19 protein-coding genes, 2 pseudogenes and 1 CRISPR repeat array are annotated in these 18,979 nt (G+C 26.4%); of the genes and pseudogenes, 18 read left to right on the forward strand and 3 right to left on the reverse strand.

What is annotated here, in order from left to right; translation table 11 throughout:
- Positions 1–228: 228 nt before the first annotated feature.
- On the reverse strand, positions 229–1,668 hold the full coding sequence (locus Q9968_RS04215; RefSeq protein ID WP_305513789.1) for an ATP-binding protein: 1,440 nt from the start codon (positions 1,666–1,668) through the stop codon (positions 229–231).
- Positions 1,669–1,798: 130 nt separating this feature from the next.
- Complete coding sequence (locus Q9968_RS04220) at positions 1,799–3,679, reverse strand: GNAT family N-acetyltransferase (protein WP_305513791.1); 1,881 nt, start codon at positions 3,677–3,679, stop codon at positions 1,799–1,801.
- Positions 3,680–4,158: 479 nt separating this feature from the next.
- On the opposite strand from Q9968_RS04220, the gene Q9968_RS04225 reads away from it, so the two are divergent.
- The 4 genes and pseudogenes from Q9968_RS04225 (at position 4,159) to Q9968_RS04240 (ending at position 6,411) form a co-directional block, all read left to right on the forward strand.
- A complete protein-coding gene (locus tag Q9968_RS04225; RefSeq protein ID WP_305513793.1) occupies positions 4,159–4,347 on the forward strand; it encodes a hypothetical protein in 189 nt (62 codons plus the stop codon).
- A gap of 157 nt (positions 4,348–4,504) precedes the next feature.
- Positions 4,505–4,957: pseudogene (locus Q9968_RS04230) on the forward strand (transposase); the annotation flags it as partial.
- Positions 4,958–4,970: 13 nt separating this feature from the next.
- Complete coding sequence (locus Q9968_RS04235; RefSeq protein ID WP_305513794.1) at positions 4,971–5,252, forward strand: hypothetical protein; 282 nt, start codon at positions 4,971–4,973, stop codon at positions 5,250–5,252.
- A 139-nt stretch (positions 5,253–5,391) separates the two neighbouring features.
- Positions 5,392–6,411 (forward strand): adenylosuccinate synthetase, encoded by a 1,020-nt coding sequence (locus Q9968_RS04240; protein WP_305513796.1) that lies wholly within the window; start codon positions 5,392–5,394, stop codon positions 6,409–6,411.
- 191 nt (positions 6,412–6,602) lie between these two features.
- On the opposite strand, the gene cas6 is transcribed toward Q9968_RS04240, so the two are convergent.
- The gene (gene cas6, locus Q9968_RS04245) at positions 6,603–7,337 is read right to left on the reverse strand and encodes a CRISPR-associated endoribonuclease Cas6 (RefSeq protein WP_305513797.1); all 735 of its coding nucleotides are present in this window, start codon (positions 7,335–7,337) and stop codon (positions 6,603–6,605) included.
- Between the two features lie 472 nt (positions 7,338–7,809).
- Here cas6 and Q9968_RS04250 point away from each other — a divergent pair, with 472 nt between their 5' ends.
- From Q9968_RS04250 to Q9968_RS04315, 14 genes and pseudogenes are all read left to right on the forward strand, one after another.
- Positions 7,810–8,154 carry a hypothetical protein gene (locus tag Q9968_RS04250; RefSeq protein WP_305513799.1) on the forward strand — a complete coding sequence of 115 codons (345 nt, stop codon included), beginning with the start codon at positions 7,810–7,812 and terminating at the stop codon, positions 8,152–8,154.
- 197 nt (positions 8,155–8,351) lie between these two features.
- Positions 8,352–9,020 carry a hypothetical protein gene (locus Q9968_RS04255; RefSeq protein ID WP_305513801.1) on the forward strand — a complete coding sequence of 223 codons (669 nt, stop codon included), beginning with the start codon at positions 8,352–8,354 and terminating at the stop codon, positions 9,018–9,020.
- Position 9,021: 1 nt separating this feature from the next.
- Entirely contained in the window at positions 9,022–9,852 is an 831-nt protein-coding gene (locus tag Q9968_RS04260) for a hypothetical protein (RefSeq protein ID WP_305513802.1), read from the forward strand.
- A gap of 383 nt (positions 9,853–10,235) precedes the next feature.
- Positions 10,236–11,120, forward strand: coding sequence for a hypothetical protein (locus tag Q9968_RS04265; protein ID WP_305513803.1), 885 nt, complete (start codon positions 10,236–10,238; stop codon positions 11,118–11,120).
- 1,102 nt (positions 11,121–12,222) lie between these two features.
- Positions 12,223–12,408 carry a hypothetical protein gene (locus Q9968_RS04270; protein WP_305513805.1) on the forward strand — a complete coding sequence of 62 codons (186 nt, stop codon included), beginning with the start codon at positions 12,223–12,225 and terminating at the stop codon, positions 12,406–12,408.
- Between the two features lie 2 nt (positions 12,409–12,410).
- Positions 12,411–12,653, forward strand: a complete 243-nt coding sequence (locus tag Q9968_RS04275) for a hypothetical protein (RefSeq protein WP_305513806.1) — start codon at positions 12,411–12,413, stop codon at positions 12,651–12,653.
- Between the two features lie 300 nt (positions 12,654–12,953).
- Positions 12,954–13,391 (forward strand): hypothetical protein, encoded by a 438-nt coding sequence (locus tag Q9968_RS04280; protein WP_305513808.1) that lies wholly within the window; start codon positions 12,954–12,956, stop codon positions 13,389–13,391.
- A gap of 4 nt (positions 13,392–13,395) precedes the next feature.
- Entirely contained in the window at positions 13,396–13,713 is a 318-nt protein-coding gene (locus Q9968_RS04285) for a Dna2/Cas4 domain-containing protein (protein ID WP_305513810.1), read from the forward strand.
- Positions 13,662–13,883, forward strand: coding sequence for a Dna2/Cas4 domain-containing protein (locus Q9968_RS04290; protein WP_305513812.1), 222 nt, complete (start codon positions 13,662–13,664; stop codon positions 13,881–13,883). The genes Q9968_RS04285 and Q9968_RS04290 overlap by 52 nt, the downstream gene beginning before the upstream one ends.
- 11 nt (positions 13,884–13,894) lie before the next feature.
- Positions 13,895–14,862: pseudogene (gene cas1b, locus Q9968_RS04295) on the forward strand (type I-B CRISPR-associated endonuclease Cas1b).
- 1 nt (position 14,863) lies between these two features.
- Positions 14,864–15,127 (forward strand): CRISPR-associated endonuclease Cas2, encoded by a 264-nt coding sequence (gene cas2, locus Q9968_RS04300; protein WP_305513813.1) that lies wholly within the window; start codon positions 14,864–14,866, stop codon positions 15,125–15,127.
- Between the two features lie 341 nt (positions 15,128–15,468).
- A CRISPR array of direct repeats spans positions 15,469–16,294; the repeat unit is 31 nt; unit sequence ATTAAAATCAGACCTATAATGGGATTGAAAT.
- A 142-nt stretch (positions 16,295–16,436) separates the two neighbouring features.
- On the forward strand, positions 16,437–16,763 hold the full coding sequence (locus Q9968_RS04305) for a helix-turn-helix domain-containing protein (RefSeq protein ID WP_305513815.1): 327 nt from the start codon (positions 16,437–16,439) through the stop codon (positions 16,761–16,763).
- Positions 16,764–16,765: 2 nt separating this feature from the next.
- Positions 16,766–17,491 (forward strand): ImmA/IrrE family metallo-endopeptidase, encoded by a 726-nt coding sequence (locus Q9968_RS04310; protein WP_305513817.1) that lies wholly within the window; start codon positions 16,766–16,768, stop codon positions 17,489–17,491.
- Positions 17,484–18,050: a hypothetical protein gene (locus tag Q9968_RS04315; RefSeq protein WP_305513819.1), complete on the forward strand. Its 567-nt coding sequence runs from the start codon at positions 17,484–17,486 to the stop codon at positions 18,048–18,050. Before Q9968_RS04310 ends, Q9968_RS04315 begins: the two co-directional genes overlap by 8 nt.
- Positions 18,051–18,979: the final 929 nt, after the last annotated feature.

Here is an 18,979-nt window from a genome sequence, read left to right on the forward strand (position 1 = left end):
AAAATCTGATTTCATTGGTTAATTAAATTTGTGGAATTATGTTAAAAAAATGAAATTAACATACCTCAATAAGGCATACTGTAAAAATAAATAGATGTGAATTTAAAACATACCCCTGCACAGTTCCTAATTTTTAATATTTCGTTGTTTTTATACACAGTTCAGTTAGTCAAATATTAATCCTTTGTAAATAAAAAATAAGAAATCAAATATTATTAAACAGGATAATCATAAAAAAGAAAATGTTTTCGGAGGTATGAATATCATATCATCTCTTTTTTCAATGCAATCTGTTTTATTTGAAACTACAATACCATAATCTGCATCATATTTATTTATAGCTTTCTTTACTTGTCTTTTTGTTTTATCATCTATTCCAGATTCAATTGGTATTGCATTTCCAAATGATTTTTGAACAATGAAATCAACACCACCCTTTTGAGAATCATAATACACATTGAAATCAAATGATACATTATTATTGCTTAAATTAAATAAATTTGATGCAATTTGGTTTTCAAGCAATATCCCCTCATATTCACTTTGTGATCCCGCACTATTTCCAAATTTTTTATTTATGCAATTTCTTATACTGGGTGTTGCAAAATTATATTTCCATGGTTTTTTTACTTTTTTTGAAGCGCCACCATATGCTTCACTATGAAATATTAATTGTGTTTTTTCTAAAGTGTTAATAATGTTGTTAATATTTGTTTTACTGCAATCTAAATAATTTGACAATTTATCATGAGATATTTCTCCTAGTTTTTGAGATGCTAAATATACTAATGTTTTATAAGTTAAATTTTGATTATTCTTATTTAAATTAAAAACATTGCCCATATCAATAGTTATCACTTTGGAAATTATTGACCATGATTTAGATACGATAATGTCTTCAAATTTAATGTTGAATGTTGTCGGAAAACCTCCATAATTTAAATAAATATTCCAATCATTTAAAGGATAGTTATCTAGACTTAATAATTCTTTTTGAATTGTTAATTCTTTTTCCTGTGCGTTTTCAACTTCCCCTGTGAATATTAAATCAAATAAATCTTTTTGAATGTCTGTCCGGTAGTTATATTTTAGGTTTAAGTGTTCACTATAATTTAAAGGCATTACTGGCAATATATTAAGTCTTCTTGCGGCATCAGGATTATAATTTAAGTGAAGTGAAGATGATCCTGTCAATATTAGAAAAACATATGGTGATTCATCAAAGATAACTTTGCCATTCATAGCCCAATTTTTATCAAAATGAGCCTCATCAATGAAAACAAAGACTGGTTTATCTAAAAGAGCAGGAGTAGTGTTGTGAATCTTATCCAAATAGATTTCTATTATTTTTTCGATATCGCTTTCACCTGCAAAATTTGTAGTTTCACAGGAAATATATAATAAATCATTGGAATTGAAGTTTTTTTCTTTTAATAAATACTCATAGCATTGAAATAGAATTGTTGTTTTTCCAACACCTCTAATTCCCGGCAATACAAAATACCTTTCCTCGGATTCATTATTTAAAAAACTATCAATCATTGATTTAAGTTTTCTGAATTCATATTTACTATTAAATTCAATGCCATTATATGACAGTCTCCTGTTTAAAATCATTGGAACTTCAGATAACTGTTTCTGTATATAATTATAAATTACATCATCCATATTAACCAAAACCATTTTTTACATCACAACAGTTGTTTATAATTTATAAACATACATATATAAAAACATGTTCATAAATAGAAAACATTACTATGGTGACTAAAAATCCTGCGAGTGAATTTAAATTCACTCAGTATTTTAAAAACTCTTTACCGCTTTTAGAAATCATCTCCTGTACAATAACACAATCAGCAATATATATAGAATCATTTTCTTTTTGAGCTAATTTTAAATGCTGTTTGATATATTTAAGAGAGAGTTCAATAAATTCCCCATCATTATTGTCCAAATATTTCGAAAAGTCATTAAAATCAAATTTATTTAAAAACGTGTCATAAAAATCAATCCATTGGTTCTGCTTTATGAATTCCTCACCATTTGGAGTTAATGTTACTTTTTCAGACCTGAATACATCCAAAGGTATCCGGTTTTCAGCTATCCTATCAATGAGTTCCTGTTTTTTGCCGGAAATTTTCAAATTATTTTCCCTTAAAATATTTTTCAAATCCTTGATTGTTAGTGAATCATGAGCGAATTCATCCCAGTTATCATAATTAACTTCATCATTGATTAAATCCTGCATAAACAGTTGTGATTCTACTGACTGTGAAGTCATTGCTCCTTTCATTCCCGCCATTGCCTTTGCAATCTTTAAACTATTATGTTTTTTAAGTGACTTTAAAATTCTGAAGACATAAATGTCATGGCTTATCGGATAATCTTTTCCATAATATGTGTCGTCAAGTTTGTATTTGTCATCATTAGGTCCCCACATCATCTCAGCGATAGGATATGGTGAGTCAAGATTCAAACCAAGAGAAGACATATCCAAATACTCTCCATCAGGCAATTGCAATTCATTTTCATCATGATCATCAACCAACTCAAGAAACTTGTTGGAAAACTCTTCATCATCATTCATTGCATTAACTATTAGGTTTTCAAATTCATTTTCATCATCCGAGAGTACGGCATTGAAAATACTGGCACCCAATTCTTTATTATCACTTATCATGTCAAAAAACTCTTTCATGATTTGTATATCTTCATCCTCTGCTTCAGGCGAATCTAAAAATTCCTGAAATTCTTCAAATAACATGGAATCTGGCATTTCGCCAAGAATCAGCTTAGTTACCCTTTCATCAATATCCTCATCACTTATCTCTCCAGCTTCATATTCCTTTATTAGTTGCTGTTTGATTTCTAAAGCCCTGTTCTGAGAAATTATTTCATTGTCAACGATTTCCTGCATAAAATCGGATAAACCTTCACCATCACCGACAATTACCTCATAACCCCATTTTTCTCTAGGCAGTTCCTCTTTCAATTCATGCAATAGTTTTTCAAACTCATTCTGATTTTTAAAAAATAATTCAGCAGTGCCCTTGAAATATTCTTCAGTCAATTCCTTTCTCTCGCCATACTTTCTTAAATCGTTTTCAAGCAGGTTGTGATAGATTACCTCACCGGAATCGACAAGAATGGTTGAACAGATTCCTAAATCATAAAAATTTGACAATAGCGTCTCGTTGGATATTTCATTTCTCATGTTGGATTTTACATCCCATTCATCAAAATAGAAGTCTATTCCGCTTACAACAATATCATCATTCACCTTTTTTGCAAAGGAATAATCGATTAGCAATTCAACAAGGTTTCGTGTTGGTTGTAGAATTCCAAATTGAGGTGCTGAAAAAATCATTTTACATATTTCATTGAAGAATATTTGTTTTCCTCTAAATTCAGGTAATACATAACATTCAGTTAACACCAATGTTAATTGATCATGCAATTCAAATGTTGCAAATCCAACAACTTTATTTTCATATACTAGTTCCTCAAAAACAAAGCACATCTCATTTTCAAGATAATACTCTTCATTATTCATTGATTCTATAATGTATGGATAGTCCTTGAGAATTTCTTCAGTATCCATAGAATCAAAATCAGATTCGGCAGAAATCATTACAGGCATTCCGTCTTCATGAATTACATAATTGACATTTGACATTTATTCACAACCTAACTTATAATTAATATTCATATATATTCGATTACTATAAATAATTTTTTCATATTTTCCAACCCAGTTAATTTAAGTTTAGCTTACTTATTGAAATCTTTTATTTGATATTATATTATATGATTTATTTTTTTACTTGTTTTATGGGTTTTTGATTATTTTTTTGATTTAGGAGTTGTTTTTGATGATAAATTTTAGTGAATAATGTAATGAAACTTGGGCAAACTTAGATAAATATGAAAATCGAAAATTATATAATATGATGATGGAAAAGTGCATTATGTTCGAAATCGAAAAACTATTTTAGAAAGTATAATCAAATATCCTTTCTATGATTGTGGTCGAACAACTGCTGTAGAAGCTATAAAATTTTATTAGAAGGGATAAGAAGGATAAAAATATGACTTTAACTAAATCCAATATTTTATCAAAGAAGAAAATTGCTTAATCATATTTGCTATGTAGACATGAATGAAGACTTTATCGACGGAATTTACAATGACCCGGATAGACCTGGTCTTTATAAAGGATATTCAATACTGGCAGGTGATACCAGCATCTGCGATGCACCAAATATTGGATACACAGAAAAACAACTAAAAGAATTAAATAATCCTCACCTCAATAGATTAAAAAAGGAATTAATCAGATTTTAGAGTCCTCATGCATAAGCAGATACACAAACAGATTTCATATTAACCTCTACAATAACCAATAGTAAAAAAAAAATAAACGAAGTAGAACTAGCATTAAAACATTTAGACAATTTAAATCAAAGAATAAATATGACCAACACCATCCACAACCTACGACAGAGGATATGCCTCTCTTGAACTAATGCTAAAACACATGAGTATAAATTCCCAGTTTATAATACGTTTAAGAGTAGATGACTTTGAACATGAACGAAAGAACATGAAAACCAACGATGAAATCATAGACATCACAATAAACGCAATACGCACAAAAAACTTCCATGATGAAGAAACCAAGAAAAAAGCATTAGAATCACGAAGTGCTGAGATACGAATAACAGAAATAGAACTCGAAACCAAAAAAGGAAAAAAAATACACAGAAATACTTGCAAGCATATTTACCATTCGAAAAATTCACCACACAAGATTTTAAAAGAATTATACAACAAAAGATGGAAAATAGAAACCAATTTTGACAGATTAAAAAACATAATCCACATAGAAAACTTCAGCAGACCCTCAGAAGAAATAATACAACAAGGACTTCTACGCCAACATATTCATGTTTAATTACTTAATGGCAATGAAACTCGACGCAGACCAAAAAATACAAGAAAAACACAAAGATAAAAACTTAAAACACAAATACAAAACCAATCTCAACGTTTTATTCAAACTAATAAAACTATACACACCTGACCTCTTATCAAACGACCCCAAAGAAAGAAAAGACGCCGTTAAAAGAATACTAAACACAGCAAAATCAAATTTAGTAGAAAAAAATAGAAAAAATGACCGAAACCATGATAGACAGGTCAAAGATCCAACTAACAAATTCCCCCCAACCCAACGCAGAGGTGAATAAAAAAAATATTTTTCAAATTATCTCTTAAATTAACTGGGTTGATAATATTACAAAAGTTTTTTAAATAATAAAGGATATAATATTAGTGTTATGAAGATTTTTATCATCTTCAAATTATTAATGATTAAGGAGTTATTATATGACTTGTAGTATTTTAGTTGGTGGAGCATGGGGGGATGAAGGTAAAGGAAAATGCATCACTTACCTTTGTGACAATGATAAACCTAATATTATTGCTCGTGCAGGTGTTGGACCAAATGCAGGACACTCTGTTGAATTTAACGGAGAAAAATATGGTTTAAGGCTCACCCCATCTGGTTTTGTACATACAGATGCTAAACTTATGATTGGTGCTGGAGTTTTAGTTAATCCTGATGTATTATATGATGAATTTGAAAACTTGAAAAAGTATGGTGTTGAAGAAAGGATGTGTATAGACCCTCGATGTGCAATCATTACCGAAGATCACATGAACAGGGATAAGTCATCTAAACATTTATCTAAAAAAATTGGAAGCACCGGTTCAGGTTGCGGGCCTGCAAACTCAGATAGGGTTCTAAGAACAATTGGTCTTGCCCGTGAAGTTCCGGAACTTGAAGAATACATTACTGATGTGTCTCTTGAAATAAATGAAGCTATTGACAATGGTGAAGAGGTATTTATCGAAGGTTCACAGGGTTTCGCTCTATCCCTTTACTATGGAACCTATCCATTTGTAACCAGTAAAGATACTACAGCATCCACATTTGCCGCTGATGTCGGTGTTGGACCAACTAAAGTGGATGAGGTCATTGACGTATTTAAAGCATATATTTCCCGTGTTGGAGAAGGACCATTCCCAACCGAAATGACTCAAAAAGAGGCAGAAAGTAAAGGTTTGGAGGAATACGGTGTTGTAACTGGAAGGCGTAGGAGAATCGGTTACTTTGATATGGAGCTTGCAAAGGAATCTTGCAGAATCAACGGCGCAACTCAAATCGCTTTAACTTGTGTTGACAGATTATTTGACTGTGCTCGTGTACAGGATTACGGCGAATTGTCCGCTGAAACCAAAGCTTTCATTGAAGATATACAAACTGAAACTGGTGTGCCGGTAACTATCATTTCTACTGGGCCTGATTTAAAAGACACAATTGATTTAAGAAAAGAATTATTATAATTCTTTTTTCCACTATTTTCATTGATTTATGATTATTTGTGAAGGTAAGATTATCTTTTACAAGTCAAACGATTAATTTAGGGGTTTGGATTTTTTTTAGTTTTTGGATAATTTGTTTAAATGGAGCTAAATTTTGGAAGTCTCTCTAAAATCAATAATTTTTTAACAAAGTATAATTAGGGATTGAATTATTATTTAGGTTTGATATATTTAATCATACCAAAGCCCATAGAATTCTTTTCACCCAGGCCTACATCATAAGCAAATTCAATTAAATCAATATCTCCTTCAAGAATTAAATCCATCATATATGCTCTGTGATAAGTGGTATTTGGACCTTTTGGGATAGTTATTCTTTTTCTTTTAACATTAGCCATTTCTGAATAAACTTTAATTTCTTTATCTGTACTTTCGATATCATTAAAAATACAATATTTTTTAATTAAATTAGTTTCAATACCTTTAAAAAATTTATCTGAAGGTGCAAGATCAACTCTTTTAACTTTACCATCAATTTCTTTACTATCTCTGATATTAATTGGTGATAGAGTTTTAAATTCAGATATTTTTTTAAAATCAGGTGTTTTTAAAGCTTCAATTTTTTCAACAATTAATTTATCATTCTTAAATTTAATTTCTAAATCATCAACAAATCCACTAACAAGATTTTTGATTAATAAATCATTGGGTGAAGATAAATAAAAACTTATTTTACCATTTCTTGCAATTATTCCATCTTTAACCATTTTTCTTCTTGAAATGTTAAGTTGTGAGAAATTAAAGAATTTAAATGAATTAGAAGAATGCAAGTCATGTGCAAGGTCTAAATCAGCTATTTTATTATAAATAATTGAAGATAAAATATGGTTATAACTGAAGGGTACTTTGAAATTGTTTTCTGATTTAAGATTTATTTTGAGTCTCATTTTAACACGTTTTATAAATAATTTTAAATATGTAAATATATAAATTAATTATTATATGTATTTTTATTTATGGTGGTGATTATTATTGATTCTATTGAATTTAAAATGACTAATAATGCCTGGATAAATAATGGTTTAATTCGTTTAATAATTGAATTGGAAAAAAATTTGATGATGAAGTATCAATAATTCGAAAAAATAATTCTGTTGTTTTTAGTTCTCAAACAGACAATCCCATTGAATATTATTTAAATGAAATTATTTATTACTTAGCTGCTTTTGGTACTTATAATTTTTCTCAAGTTTTTAAGAATTTAAATAAACATTTGAATTGTTCATTTGCACCACCAAGTTTATATCCTAAAAATCCTAAGGATATAAAAGAAAAATATAATGTTCAAAAGAATTTCGTGATCAAATTAAAAAGTTTGATAATCATATTGATATTGCTTCAAAAAATCAAGTTTGGAAAATGAGATTAAGTTATATTAATAATTCAAGTAATTATTTTGATTTGGGACTTAACTTTAAAGAGTCTATTGAATTTAGTAAATTAACTCAAAATGATGAAAAAAATAATGTTTGTCCTGTTTGTGGCTCAATATCAAAAAATATGATTAACATTAAACAATCATTTAATCCATTAACCAATGAGCACCATAATAATAAATTAGATGGTTTTGGTAATTTAAGATTAAAAAATAAATTTTGTCCTAAATGTAATTTTTTATCATTGATTTCTGTTTTTGATAAATATATTCCATTTTATATGATGGATTTAAAAAATGTATTTTTGGCACTGCCTAACATACTATAATATAGAAATTTTAGAAAATTTTATCTAATTTATCTTTAAATTCTCAATTCATTGATTTTTCTAGTGTTAATGTTACTAAATATAATAAGAATATATTAAATTTCACTAATTTAGAATCCACTTCTTCAGCAATGTTGAGTTTACTAAATAATATTCAAAATAATTTTTCTAAAGAACAAGTTGGCGATATTTTTCAGATGTTATCTACAATTGAGTTAATGGAAATTGTAGATTGGATATTCATAAAAAAAGGTTCGTTTTCAATTAATAGGATAAAAGCAAATAATAACGTATATAAAATATTAAAACCTCAATTAGATAAAAATGATGGTAAAATGTATTTAGTTAATGATATTTTAAATAGAAATAATTTTGATGGTTTTAGTATGTATAAAATTGAAAAATTTTTTAAATCACTTTTAGAGTTAGATGATAAATCACTTTCAAAATCTCTTTTTGAAATGGTTAAATCTGATGTTAAATTTTTTAATATATATTATTTTAAAGAGTTATTTTTAAATCAAATTTTTGGAGAAATTTTTATGTTAGATGAAGAATTTAAGAAGACATGTAAAAGTATTTCTGAGACAATCGGAAAATCATTTTATCAAGATATTAGTTTATTAAGTAAATTCGCTTATGCAACTGATGATAAAATGTTTAAAGAATATATTGAAGAAGCATTCTTTTTAATGGCTAAAAAAGCAATATCAGATCAGGATATTGCTTATCATTGTAATAAAGAATTAGAAATATTTTTCAATGGTTTAAATGAAACTAATTTTAAAGAAACAAAAAGTTATTTTGTTTCATTTATGAGTTCAAGTGCACTATATAATAAATATATGAATAAACAGGAGGATTAAAATGGAATATAAAAATTTAGAAATTTCATGGCTTTTTGAAACAGATTTAACCAATTTAAATGCTGGTGAGGGAAGTTCAAATTTAAAAGAAATTAAATCATATAATAATGGTTTACCTTACATTTCAGGACAATCTATGAGGCATGCTCTTAGATTAGCTATAAAAAGAGAACATAAAGAAGAATTCAAATGCACTCCTGAATTTCCTTGTACTGATGTGGAAAATTGTTGGACTTGTGATTTGTTTGGTTATTTATTACCTAGTTCTGGTGATAAAAGATGGAGTCCAATTAAAGCTTCTCCTGCATTAGGTCAAATTAGATATCCAATTACTACAGATTTAATCTTTAGAATGGTTGAAGATATTAAATGTCCAAATTGTAGAAAAAACATTTACCCTTTAGATGCAAGAGAAAATAGTGATGTTATTACAGAAGGATCAGAATTAAAATGCCCAAAATGTAATAAAAAATTTAATGCACCTTATTCAATAAGACAAGCTTTAGCATATAAACAATTAATTAAAAATATTTATAAAACTAATTTATCTATTGACATTGCAAATATTGGTCTAATTGAAGTTCCTAAAATTGTTGATGGAAAATTAAATGGGGTTGAATCATTAATAGATATTAAGAATACTGAAAGAATTATTAGAGTTAAATCAATTCTTGAAGGAATTTACAATTTATCCGATTTTGCAAATCAATCAAGAGAAATGGTTAATACAAGCCCTGATTTTGTGGTTATTGGTTTACAAAAACAATATAATCATAGATTAGCATCTTCACTAAAATTAGATGAAGAAGGTAATCGAATATTGATCATTTAAATCTGTAATAAATGATGCTTTAAGAATGGATGGAACTAAAATTTTTATTGGATTTATTGATGGAATTATTAAAAATGAATCTAAATTTAGAATGTACTACAATTAGAAACTAATGAATATATTAATATTTGTGACGGTCCGAAAGATGCATTTAATAAAGTAATTAATACTTTATAAATAATTGTAGTGATTTAAATGGAAGCTCTTAAATTTGATTTAGAAATTTTTTGGTGTGCATTTAGCGATTTAGTAGTTTAAATATTAAATTATCTTATCCATGTCCACCAGTCACTATATTTGGTTTAATTCAGAATGCATTAGGTAAACTTTCATTACATTGTATTGATGATAATAAAGTTCATAAAAAACTTGAAAAACAATATGTGAAGGATTTTAATAAATTAAAGTTTTCAATTATTGTAAAAAACTCAGGTGAATTAATTGAAGATTATTTGAATATTCATAAAGGTAATAGAAAAGATAAATTTGAAGGAAATTTAAAAGAGGAATTATCTATATTAATTAAAAATCATCATCATGAAAATGAAATTAAAAATAAAATTAAAGAAATATCAAAATATTCATTTTTTATAAATTTATCTAATAGAAATGATAATAATCTTAATGAAATTGAAAATATGATTAGATGGTATGATGCTTCTTTAATCAATTATATTCAAGATTATTGGTTTGATCCAATTATTAATTTTAATTATAATAAACAGTGGTTGAATACACAAATCAATAAACAAAGGTTAATTAATCCTTATTTTTCTATTTATTTAATTTCTGAAGATATATCTGGTGAATTTAGTTTAAATAATATAAAAAATTCTTTAATTAATCCTAAACGACCTTTATATTTAGGTGAAAGTGATGATATTGTAAATATTATAAATATTTCTATTGTTGAAATTAATGAAAATAATTCTTCTAAAGTTATTTCAATTGTGCCTGGAATATATCAATGTTCTGATTTGATTAAATTACCCATAAATATAAAATTTGATAATTCAAAAGAATCACTTACAATATGTTCAATTCCGAAAGGAGATTTAGGTGAATCCATCAAATGTTATGAATATAATGATGAAAACTTTGTATTTTATGAAATATTTTTAACAATATTTTTTAACTTAATTATTATTCAGGTAAATGATATTATGAAAATTATAGCAAAATCTAATGGAACTTCACTAAAGAGACATTCAATGGACTCCTATAAAATAATGGATATTATATTGGAATCAGATAAAGAATTATTTTAAGCGATTGAATTTTTAAATATTAAAAATCCTGAAGAATTTATGTATTTTATGAAAAAGAAGCGCTATTTCATGATTTTGGTAAATCATCAGTTATTTGGCAGAATTGTATTAAAATGATGAATTTGTTAAATTACCACCATGTTTTTTATTCAGGATATTTTTTAAAACATATAAATTCATTATTTGGTGTTATTACATTATTATCTGTTGTTTCACATCATTCATTAGACTGAAAATTCATTATTTATTATATTCCAATATTAAATTTCATGATAGTTATTTAGACCAAATTGTTATGAACACGGGTATCGATTGAAAAATTTCAATCAATACCCTTTTATAAAGATTATATTAAAATTTAAGATTCAAAGTCAATCATCTAAAATTCGTAGTTTATATAATAAACAGATTAATTTATTGTTTAAATCATATTATTCATTATTTTTATCTTATTTAACAATAAGTGATGATTAAGTAGTGAATTTGAAGAAAAAAATCAAATAATTTCTAAAGAGGATATTCTGAAGTTATATCCTCCAACACATATTGTTTATGATTCTATAAAAGATATTTCTAAAGGTTTAATTTAAATCCTATACAAAATTCTATTGTTAATCTTAAAAATACTAAAAATATTGATTTATTAATGAAACCTGTTCTTATGGAAGCTCCAGTGGGGAAGGAAAACATTAGCTTCTCTTCTTTTTCAAAATATTTTTGATAACAAATTAATTAATAAAGTTATATTTTTATTACTGTTCAAATAATATGTATTTTGAGTTTGAAAAGGAATATCATTCCAAAAATTGGATTGGTATTTATCATTCTGAAGTTCTTAATTTCTTAATGAAAATTGTGAAAATAGTGAAAATATTAATTTAGATAAATATCATAATTTAATTTATTCAAAACCATTTAATATCTCCACTATTGATCATTTATTATTATCATTATGCAATGGATTTAAACATGCTCCTAAAGCATTTGGTAATATTTTAAATAGTTTAATCATAATTGATGAATACTATTATGATTCACATACTTTAGCTATGATAGAAGTTTTATGTGAATTATTACGATTTTAAAGATCCCTCATTTTATTATGAGTGCAACAATTCCAGATTTTAAAATAAATTTGATGATGAAGATTATTGTAAACTTCAAAGTTCTGGTGAAGATTCAGAAGGAATTGAAACATCCTTTTAAATTCATTTACCATTCTTCAAAACTATTTGATGGAGATTGTTTATCTGAAGATGTTAAAAATATTTTAGAAAAATATTACTAAAAATGGGGATTATTGTTATACGTCTCACTTTCTCAAAAATTTTTAAGAAAATTAAAAATTTATATCCTAATAAGCAAATTTTATTATATAATGCTAGATTCATGAAAAAAGATGGGCCTTTAAAAGAAAAGCTGATTCTTTTTCTAATGTATTTATATAACAAAGATGATAAGGAAGATCATAATCTTTTAGAAGATATGGTTTTAATCCAAACAGAAAAATTTATTTTGGGACTCAGTTGCTGAAATTAGTTTGAACATGTCATTTGATACAATTATTTCGGAATTAGCTCCTTTAGATGACTTATCCAAAGAGTATATCATAATAGGAAAATGACCTATGATAATTCTGATGAATGTAATTGTATTCAATGTTCTAAATTAGATAAATCCTATAAGTTTACATGCACATTTTTGATACAGGTAGATTTTGCTATCCTTATTATACTAAAAGATGATGAAATCTAGTTTTAAATATCACATAATTAACAATACTAGAAAAATTCTTAAAGATAATCCAAAATATACTTGAATAGTATAAATTTAATGAATGATGTTTATAATGATAATTATGAGGAATTTAATGATGTTAAATCACGATTTAAAGAAATTATTGAAGAAGATTTAATTTTTGGTAAGTCTCCTTCATTTAATGAAGAAGATGGAGCTCAGTTAAGAATTCAAACTAGAACTATTGATGTTCAAAATATTGCAGTATTGCCTTCTATGTTTATTTATGATAATGAAGTTGTAAGTGCTATTGAATTTATTAAAAATATTTATAATAAATTTAATAATAATGGTAAATTTACACAAAGAGGTTTAAATAAAATTTCTGAATGCATGATAAATATTTCATATACGTTTTTTTCTTCTAATAATGGACAATCTTTTTCATTTGCTGATTATTATTTTAATATAATTGATTTATGTTATAATTTTGAAGAAGGATTATATGAAAATGATAATATTTTTTCAAGTTGATTTAATGATTAATGGAACTCAAATAAACTATTATTTTATCTGTAAAACAAAGCTTTGGTTATTTTCTCATAATATTCAATTAGAACACGAATCAGAAAATGTTAAATTAGGAAAAATTTTACATGAAGCTTCATTTAAAAGAGAAAAAGATTATTTAATTGATAATTTAATTAATGTTGATTTCATTAAAGTAACTGATTCTATTGAAATTCATGAAGTAAAAAGAGTCAAAAAATGGATAAATCACATGAATTTCAGCTATTATACTATATGTATTATCTTAAAACTAACAAAGACATTAAAAACCTCAAAGGTTTTCTAGATTATCCTAAAAATAGAGAGAAAAAAGAAATTTTTCTAACTAAAGAAAAAGAGGATGAATTATTAAATGTGATAAAAGATATCCATAAAATAAATGAGAATAAAATGCCTAAACCTAAAAAATCTAAAATTTGTCGAAAATGTGCTTATTTTGAATTTTGCTTTTCATGAATGGTGAAAAAATGAATAAAAAGAATTATTATATTTTATCGGAAGGAATATTAAAAAGAAAAGAAAATACAATTTATTTTCATAATGAAAAAGGTAAAAAACCAATACCGATTAATAAAGTTTATTCAATTTATGCTTATGGTCAAATTACATTCTCATCACAGGTAATGAGTTTATTATCTAAAAATGGAATTCCAATTCATTTTTTTAATTATTATGGATTTTACAGTGGATCTTATTATCCAAGAGAAACATTACTTTCAGGAGATTTACTCGTAAAACAAGCAAGTTTCTATTTAAATATTCCTCAAAGAATAGAATTAGCTAGTTATTTGTTGAAGGATCAGCTAAAAATATTTTAAAAGTTTTAAAATATTATAAAATTGAAAGCAATATTGAAAATACACTTCAAGAATTGGACAAAACAACAAAAATTACTGAGATATTAAATATTGAAGGTAGAATTCGAGCAGAATATTACACTAAATTTGATGAAATATTGCCAGAAAACTTTAAAATGGAAGGAAGATCTAGACAACCTCCAAAAAACATGATTAATTCTTTAATTAGTTTTGGAAATTCAATGATGTATTCAACTGTTTTAACTGAATTATATAATACTCAATTGAATCCAACAATTTCATATCTTCATGAACCTTCAGAAAGAAGACTTTCACTTTCTCTCGATTTAAGTGAAATTTTTAAACCAATTTTTGTTGATCGTTTGATATTTTATTTGGTAAATAAAAAGATGATTACTGAAAATGATTTTAACCAAGAATTGAATTGTTGTTTGTTAAATGATAAAGGGAGAAACAAGTTTATTAAAGAATATAATAAACGTTTAGAAAAAACAATTAAACATAAAGATTTAAAGAAAAATGTATCATATCAACGTTTAATTAGGCTTGAAGCATATAAACTTAAAAAACATATTTTGAGTGTTAAAAAATATGATCCTTTTGTAATTTGGTGGTAATATGTATGTTATAATTGTTTATGACATTAATGTTGATAGGGTTAATAAGGTAAAATCATTTTTGAGGCAGTATTTATATTGGATTCAAAATTCTGTTTTTGAAGGAGAAGTCACAGAAAGTGAATTTAAATTAATTTATGATGGTTTAAAGAGGATAATTGATGAAGATGTTGATTCTATCATTATTTATAAGTTGAGAATGGCAGAATTATTAAATCGTGAAGTATTAGGAATTGAAAAATCTCCTATCGAAGAAATATTTTGATATACTCAATTTTATAGTTTTTAATATTCATTTTTATTAATTTGATTGATATTTATTTGATTTTTATATAATTGTATCCTATGTAATATTTTTCATACATTGAATTGAAATTTTGTTAAACATTTTACATTTGATTAAAATTTATTTATTTTTCTAAAAACTCTTTAATATTCTTTTTTACTATTTATAAAGAAGTATCATGCATTAATTTAATTTTAATTAATTAGAATCTATTTGTTTATTTTTATATACTAATTACATAATGTGTAATCGACAATTTTAAGTGTATAAAATGATAAATTTTAATATGTAATTAGGCGAAATCTTAAAAATTTGAGCCTATTAAAATCAGACCTATAATGGGATTGAAATCTGGTTCGGGTTCTGGAATGGGAGCAGGTTCTGGAGATTAAAATCAGACCTATAATGGGATTGAAATAATGATGTTTTTGATGAAATCTATGAAAACGTTATTAAAATCAGTCCTATAATTGGATTGAAAATTAAATAATGGATGGTTAGTTAATACAATAAATATTAATTAAAATCAGACCTATAATGGGATTGAAATTACTGGAGTAAAAACACTTACAAGGAAACTACCAAATTAAAATCAGACCTATAATGGGATTGAAATTTTAATAAATTTTTAAGATAATTCCATCTTTTACGAATTAAAATCAGACCTATAATGGGATTGAAATACCTATGTAGAATATAAAGGACGATTAAACTACAGATTAAAATCAGACCTATAATGGGATTGAAATTGTGGTAAAGATATTCGACATTGGAGCGATTTATGTATTAAAATCAGACCTATAATGGGATTGAAATTAGTAAGAGATGGGGGATTTCGCATCAGTAAAAACAATTAAAATCAGACCTATAATGGGATTGAAATATCATCTGCTTGATACTAATAGTGGAAAACGATAATTAAAATCAGACCTATAATGGGATTGAAATATAGAAAACCATATGGGGTTGAATACAAAAAAGGTATTAAAATCAGACCTATAATGGGATTGAAATTACTTTCATTGACTGAGATAATTTCCCCATCCTCACATTAAAATCAGACCTATAATGGGATTGAAATACGATGGATTAACCTCGTTTGTCAGTAATGACATATTAAAATCAGACCTATAATGGGATTGAAATAGTCACAGGTTAATCGTCTTTTCAAACTAATTTTCCTTATTTAAATTAATATTATACTTCAGTTACAATATTGTCATATTTTTAATCACAATATTTATATATTTTTTATTACATAATACTAAATGCCTATGGGGAGATTATCATGAATAGCATAATAGGAAAAACTCTAAACGAATTAAGGAGAGAAAATGGATATACTCAAGAACAAGTTTCTAATTATTTAGGAATTGCTCAAAGTAATCTTTCTAAAATAGAAAACGGTGAGAGAAACTTTAACATGACTTTACTTGATAAATTATGTTTATTGTACAATTGTTCTCCTGAATATTTATTGGGAGAAACAGATTCTCATGAAAAATCAAGTATTGCATTTCGTAGTGATGAAAAAGTGGATTTAAATGTTGTTGCAAAAATGAATGAAATTACAGGATATTTAAAATTACTAAGAAAATTGGATGGTGACAAGTAAATATGAATAGTGTTGCATTAGCTGAAATGTTAAGACATGAATGGGGTATTGAAAGCTTTGCTTCAGTAAATATTCGCTCTTTAGTATATAATAACATAAAAAATCTAACAGTACTTTGGTTTCCAATGAAAACTAACATTAGTGGATGTTGCTCCAAAACAAAAGAAGACAAAGTAATATTCATCAATACCAATCATACTATTGGAAGGCAAAATTTTACATTAGCTCATGAATCATACCACTTACTTTATGAAGATATTGAGGACTTTATCGTTTGTGGGGTAAATAATAATAGTCAAAGTGAAAGAAATGCAGATAATTTTGCTTCAACTTTATTAATGCCTGATAGCGCACTATATTGGTTTAAAAATAAAAATCAAATTGAAGAATGGTCACTAGAAGATGTAATCAAATGTGAACAATATTATCAGGTCAGTCGTTTTACAATGCTTGTTCGCCTTAAAAAATTGAACTGGATTACTCAAAATCAATTTGATGAATTTGGTATAAATATAATTCGTGAAGCTGATAGATTAGGTTATGATACTAGCCTTTATAAAGAATCTCCTGAAAATCAGAAGTATTCCTCAATAGGGGAGTTAATACGATTAACAGAAAAAGCATACGATGATGAAAAGATAACTGGTGGAAAACGAAGGGAAATACTATTAAAGAGTTTTAGAAATGATATTCTTTATAATTCAAATGAGGTGAATAATCTTGAATAAGCCCGTTTTCTATGATGCTGACTGCTTAGAATGTTTTTTATTTGTAGATGCGGGCTATATTTTAGAAGAATTATTCTCTAAAATTGTCATACCGGAACAAGTGTATGAGGAAATCATGGTTGAAAACACTCCTACGATTGTAAAAACAAATTTTGGAAAATTAAAAGAAGGATTTGTAGAAATTAGAGAAATCCAATTTGCATCTCAAGAATATACTAATTATAACTTAATTAAAAAAGGATTTTGGAGTGGAACTGGTAAATGTTGTGGTTCGGGTGAATCAGCGGCAATGGCATTAGCTCATTTAAATAATGGAATTGTAGCAAGTAACAATTTAAGTGATGTAGAGGACTATATTGGAAGTTTGGAAATTGAACTCATTACTAGTTCAATGATTTTGTCTAAAGCAGTTGAAAAGGACATTGTTAGTGAAGATGGTGCAAATGAATTATGGGATGAAATGGTTAAAGAAGGTATTGATTTGCCTAAAGATTCTTTCACTGATTATTTTGAGGAACTTTATGAAACTGATTGTGATAGATTTTTAAAAGGTGAATAATGAAGAAAGGTGTAATATGTAATGCTGAAAATGATAATGAGTTTAATATTGAATATGTTATTCCAGACTCTGCAGGAGGTTCTTGGGAGTGTCCGATTTGATACTTATTTTTAATGTATGATTTTTTCTTATTTTTCTCTTTTTACAGTTGAAATTCAATTTCGGTGAATTTTAAGTTGCTGTAAAGTATTCCGTTGGTTTTTGTTAATTTTGGTATTTTGTCCCATTACAGTTCCTTGAAACTTAAGATTTTTCCTGATGGAATTTTTTATTGTTATATCACTTTTAGATGGAATTTGAATTTCGTAAGCGTTATTATATGTTGTGAACAAAAACAATGCTGTCAAGCTAGGTTTTTTACTATTATTAAAACCATTCAATTTTAATAAACTTGATTCGTAAATCCATTTATTTAATAACCTTTTAGAAATCCTCCTATAAAAAACTTGTATGGTTCTGTAAATGTTATGTAATACCTCTTTGAGTTTTGTTTCTTTATTCTGCAGTCTTGTATTTCTACTAAAATTAACGCCATTAAATCCTTCTTTTTATTACAGAAATCACGCTTTCAACATTCATTCTTCGCGCATAGACATCATGCCAGAAGGATTGTAGCACTATTTAATCTATAATGTCCGGTTGTCGCACCTTTTTTTAATGGTATTTGCTCGAATGCCCTGCTTCTTTGTTTATGCATTTTCTTATTTTTTCTGAATCATATGCTTTGTCTGCTAGTATGTAATGGGGGTTTGCATGGTATTAATTGTCTAATTGAATGTAATGCAAATTGTGTATCATGTTTTGGACCTTTATTTGCTGCGTAATTTAGATCATTCATGTGTCAACATTGATTGCAATATGGTTTTTAATATAGCTTTTTCGTGATTTACCTCTTATTTGTGCATAATATTTATCAGCATAGTCGCTTG

Origin of the sequence: Methanobrevibacter sp. V14, from assembly GCF_963082475.1 — an archaeon.
GTDB lineage: Archaea > Methanobacteriota > Methanobacteria > Methanobacteriales > Methanobacteriaceae > Methanocatella.

Coding starts and splice junctions, on each gene's coding strand:
- Q9968_RS04215 (WP_305513789.1), bottom strand. CDS start 1,668: ATGGATGATGTAATTTATAATTATATACAGAAACAGTTATCTGAAGTT.
- Q9968_RS04220 (WP_305513791.1), bottom strand. CDS start 3,679: ATGTCAAATGTCAATTATGTAATTCATGAAGACGGAATGCCTGTAATG.
- Q9968_RS04225 (WP_305513793.1), top strand. CDS start 4,159: ATGAATGAAGACTTTATCGACGGAATTTACAATGACCCGGATAGACCT.
- Q9968_RS04235 (WP_305513794.1), top strand. CDS start 4,971: ATGAAACTCGACGCAGACCAAAAAATACAAGAAAAACACAAAGATAAA.
- Q9968_RS04240 (WP_305513796.1), top strand. CDS start 5,392: ATGACTTGTAGTATTTTAGTTGGTGGAGCATGGGGGGATGAAGGTAAA.
- cas6 (WP_305513797.1), bottom strand. CDS start 7,337: ATGAGACTCAAAATAAATCTTAAATCAGAAAACAATTTCAAAGTACCC.
- Q9968_RS04250 (WP_305513799.1), top strand. CDS start 7,810: ATGAGATTAAGTTATATTAATAATTCAAGTAATTATTTTGATTTGGGA.
- Q9968_RS04255 (WP_305513801.1), top strand. CDS start 8,352: ATGTTATCTACAATTGAGTTAATGGAAATTGTAGATTGGATATTCATA.
- Q9968_RS04260 (WP_305513802.1), top strand. CDS start 9,022: ATGGAATATAAAAATTTAGAAATTTCATGGCTTTTTGAAACAGATTTA.
- Q9968_RS04270 (WP_305513805.1), top strand. CDS start 12,223: ATGAGTGCAACAATTCCAGATTTTAAAATAAATTTGATGATGAAGATT.
- Q9968_RS04275 (WP_305513806.1), top strand. CDS start 12,411: ATGGGGATTATTGTTATACGTCTCACTTTCTCAAAAATTTTTAAGAAA.
- Q9968_RS04280 (WP_305513808.1), top strand. CDS start 12,954: ATGAATGATGTTTATAATGATAATTATGAGGAATTTAATGATGTTAAA.
- Q9968_RS04285 (WP_305513810.1), top strand. CDS start 13,396: ATGATTAATGGAACTCAAATAAACTATTATTTTATCTGTAAAACAAAG.
- Q9968_RS04290 (WP_305513812.1), top strand. CDS start 13,662: ATGTATTATCTTAAAACTAACAAAGACATTAAAAACCTCAAAGGTTTT.
- cas2 (WP_305513813.1), top strand. CDS start 14,864: ATGTATGTTATAATTGTTTATGACATTAATGTTGATAGGGTTAATAAG.
- Q9968_RS04305 (WP_305513815.1), top strand. CDS start 16,437: ATGAATAGCATAATAGGAAAAACTCTAAACGAATTAAGGAGAGAAAAT.
- Q9968_RS04310 (WP_305513817.1), top strand. CDS start 16,766: ATGAATAGTGTTGCATTAGCTGAAATGTTAAGACATGAATGGGGTATT.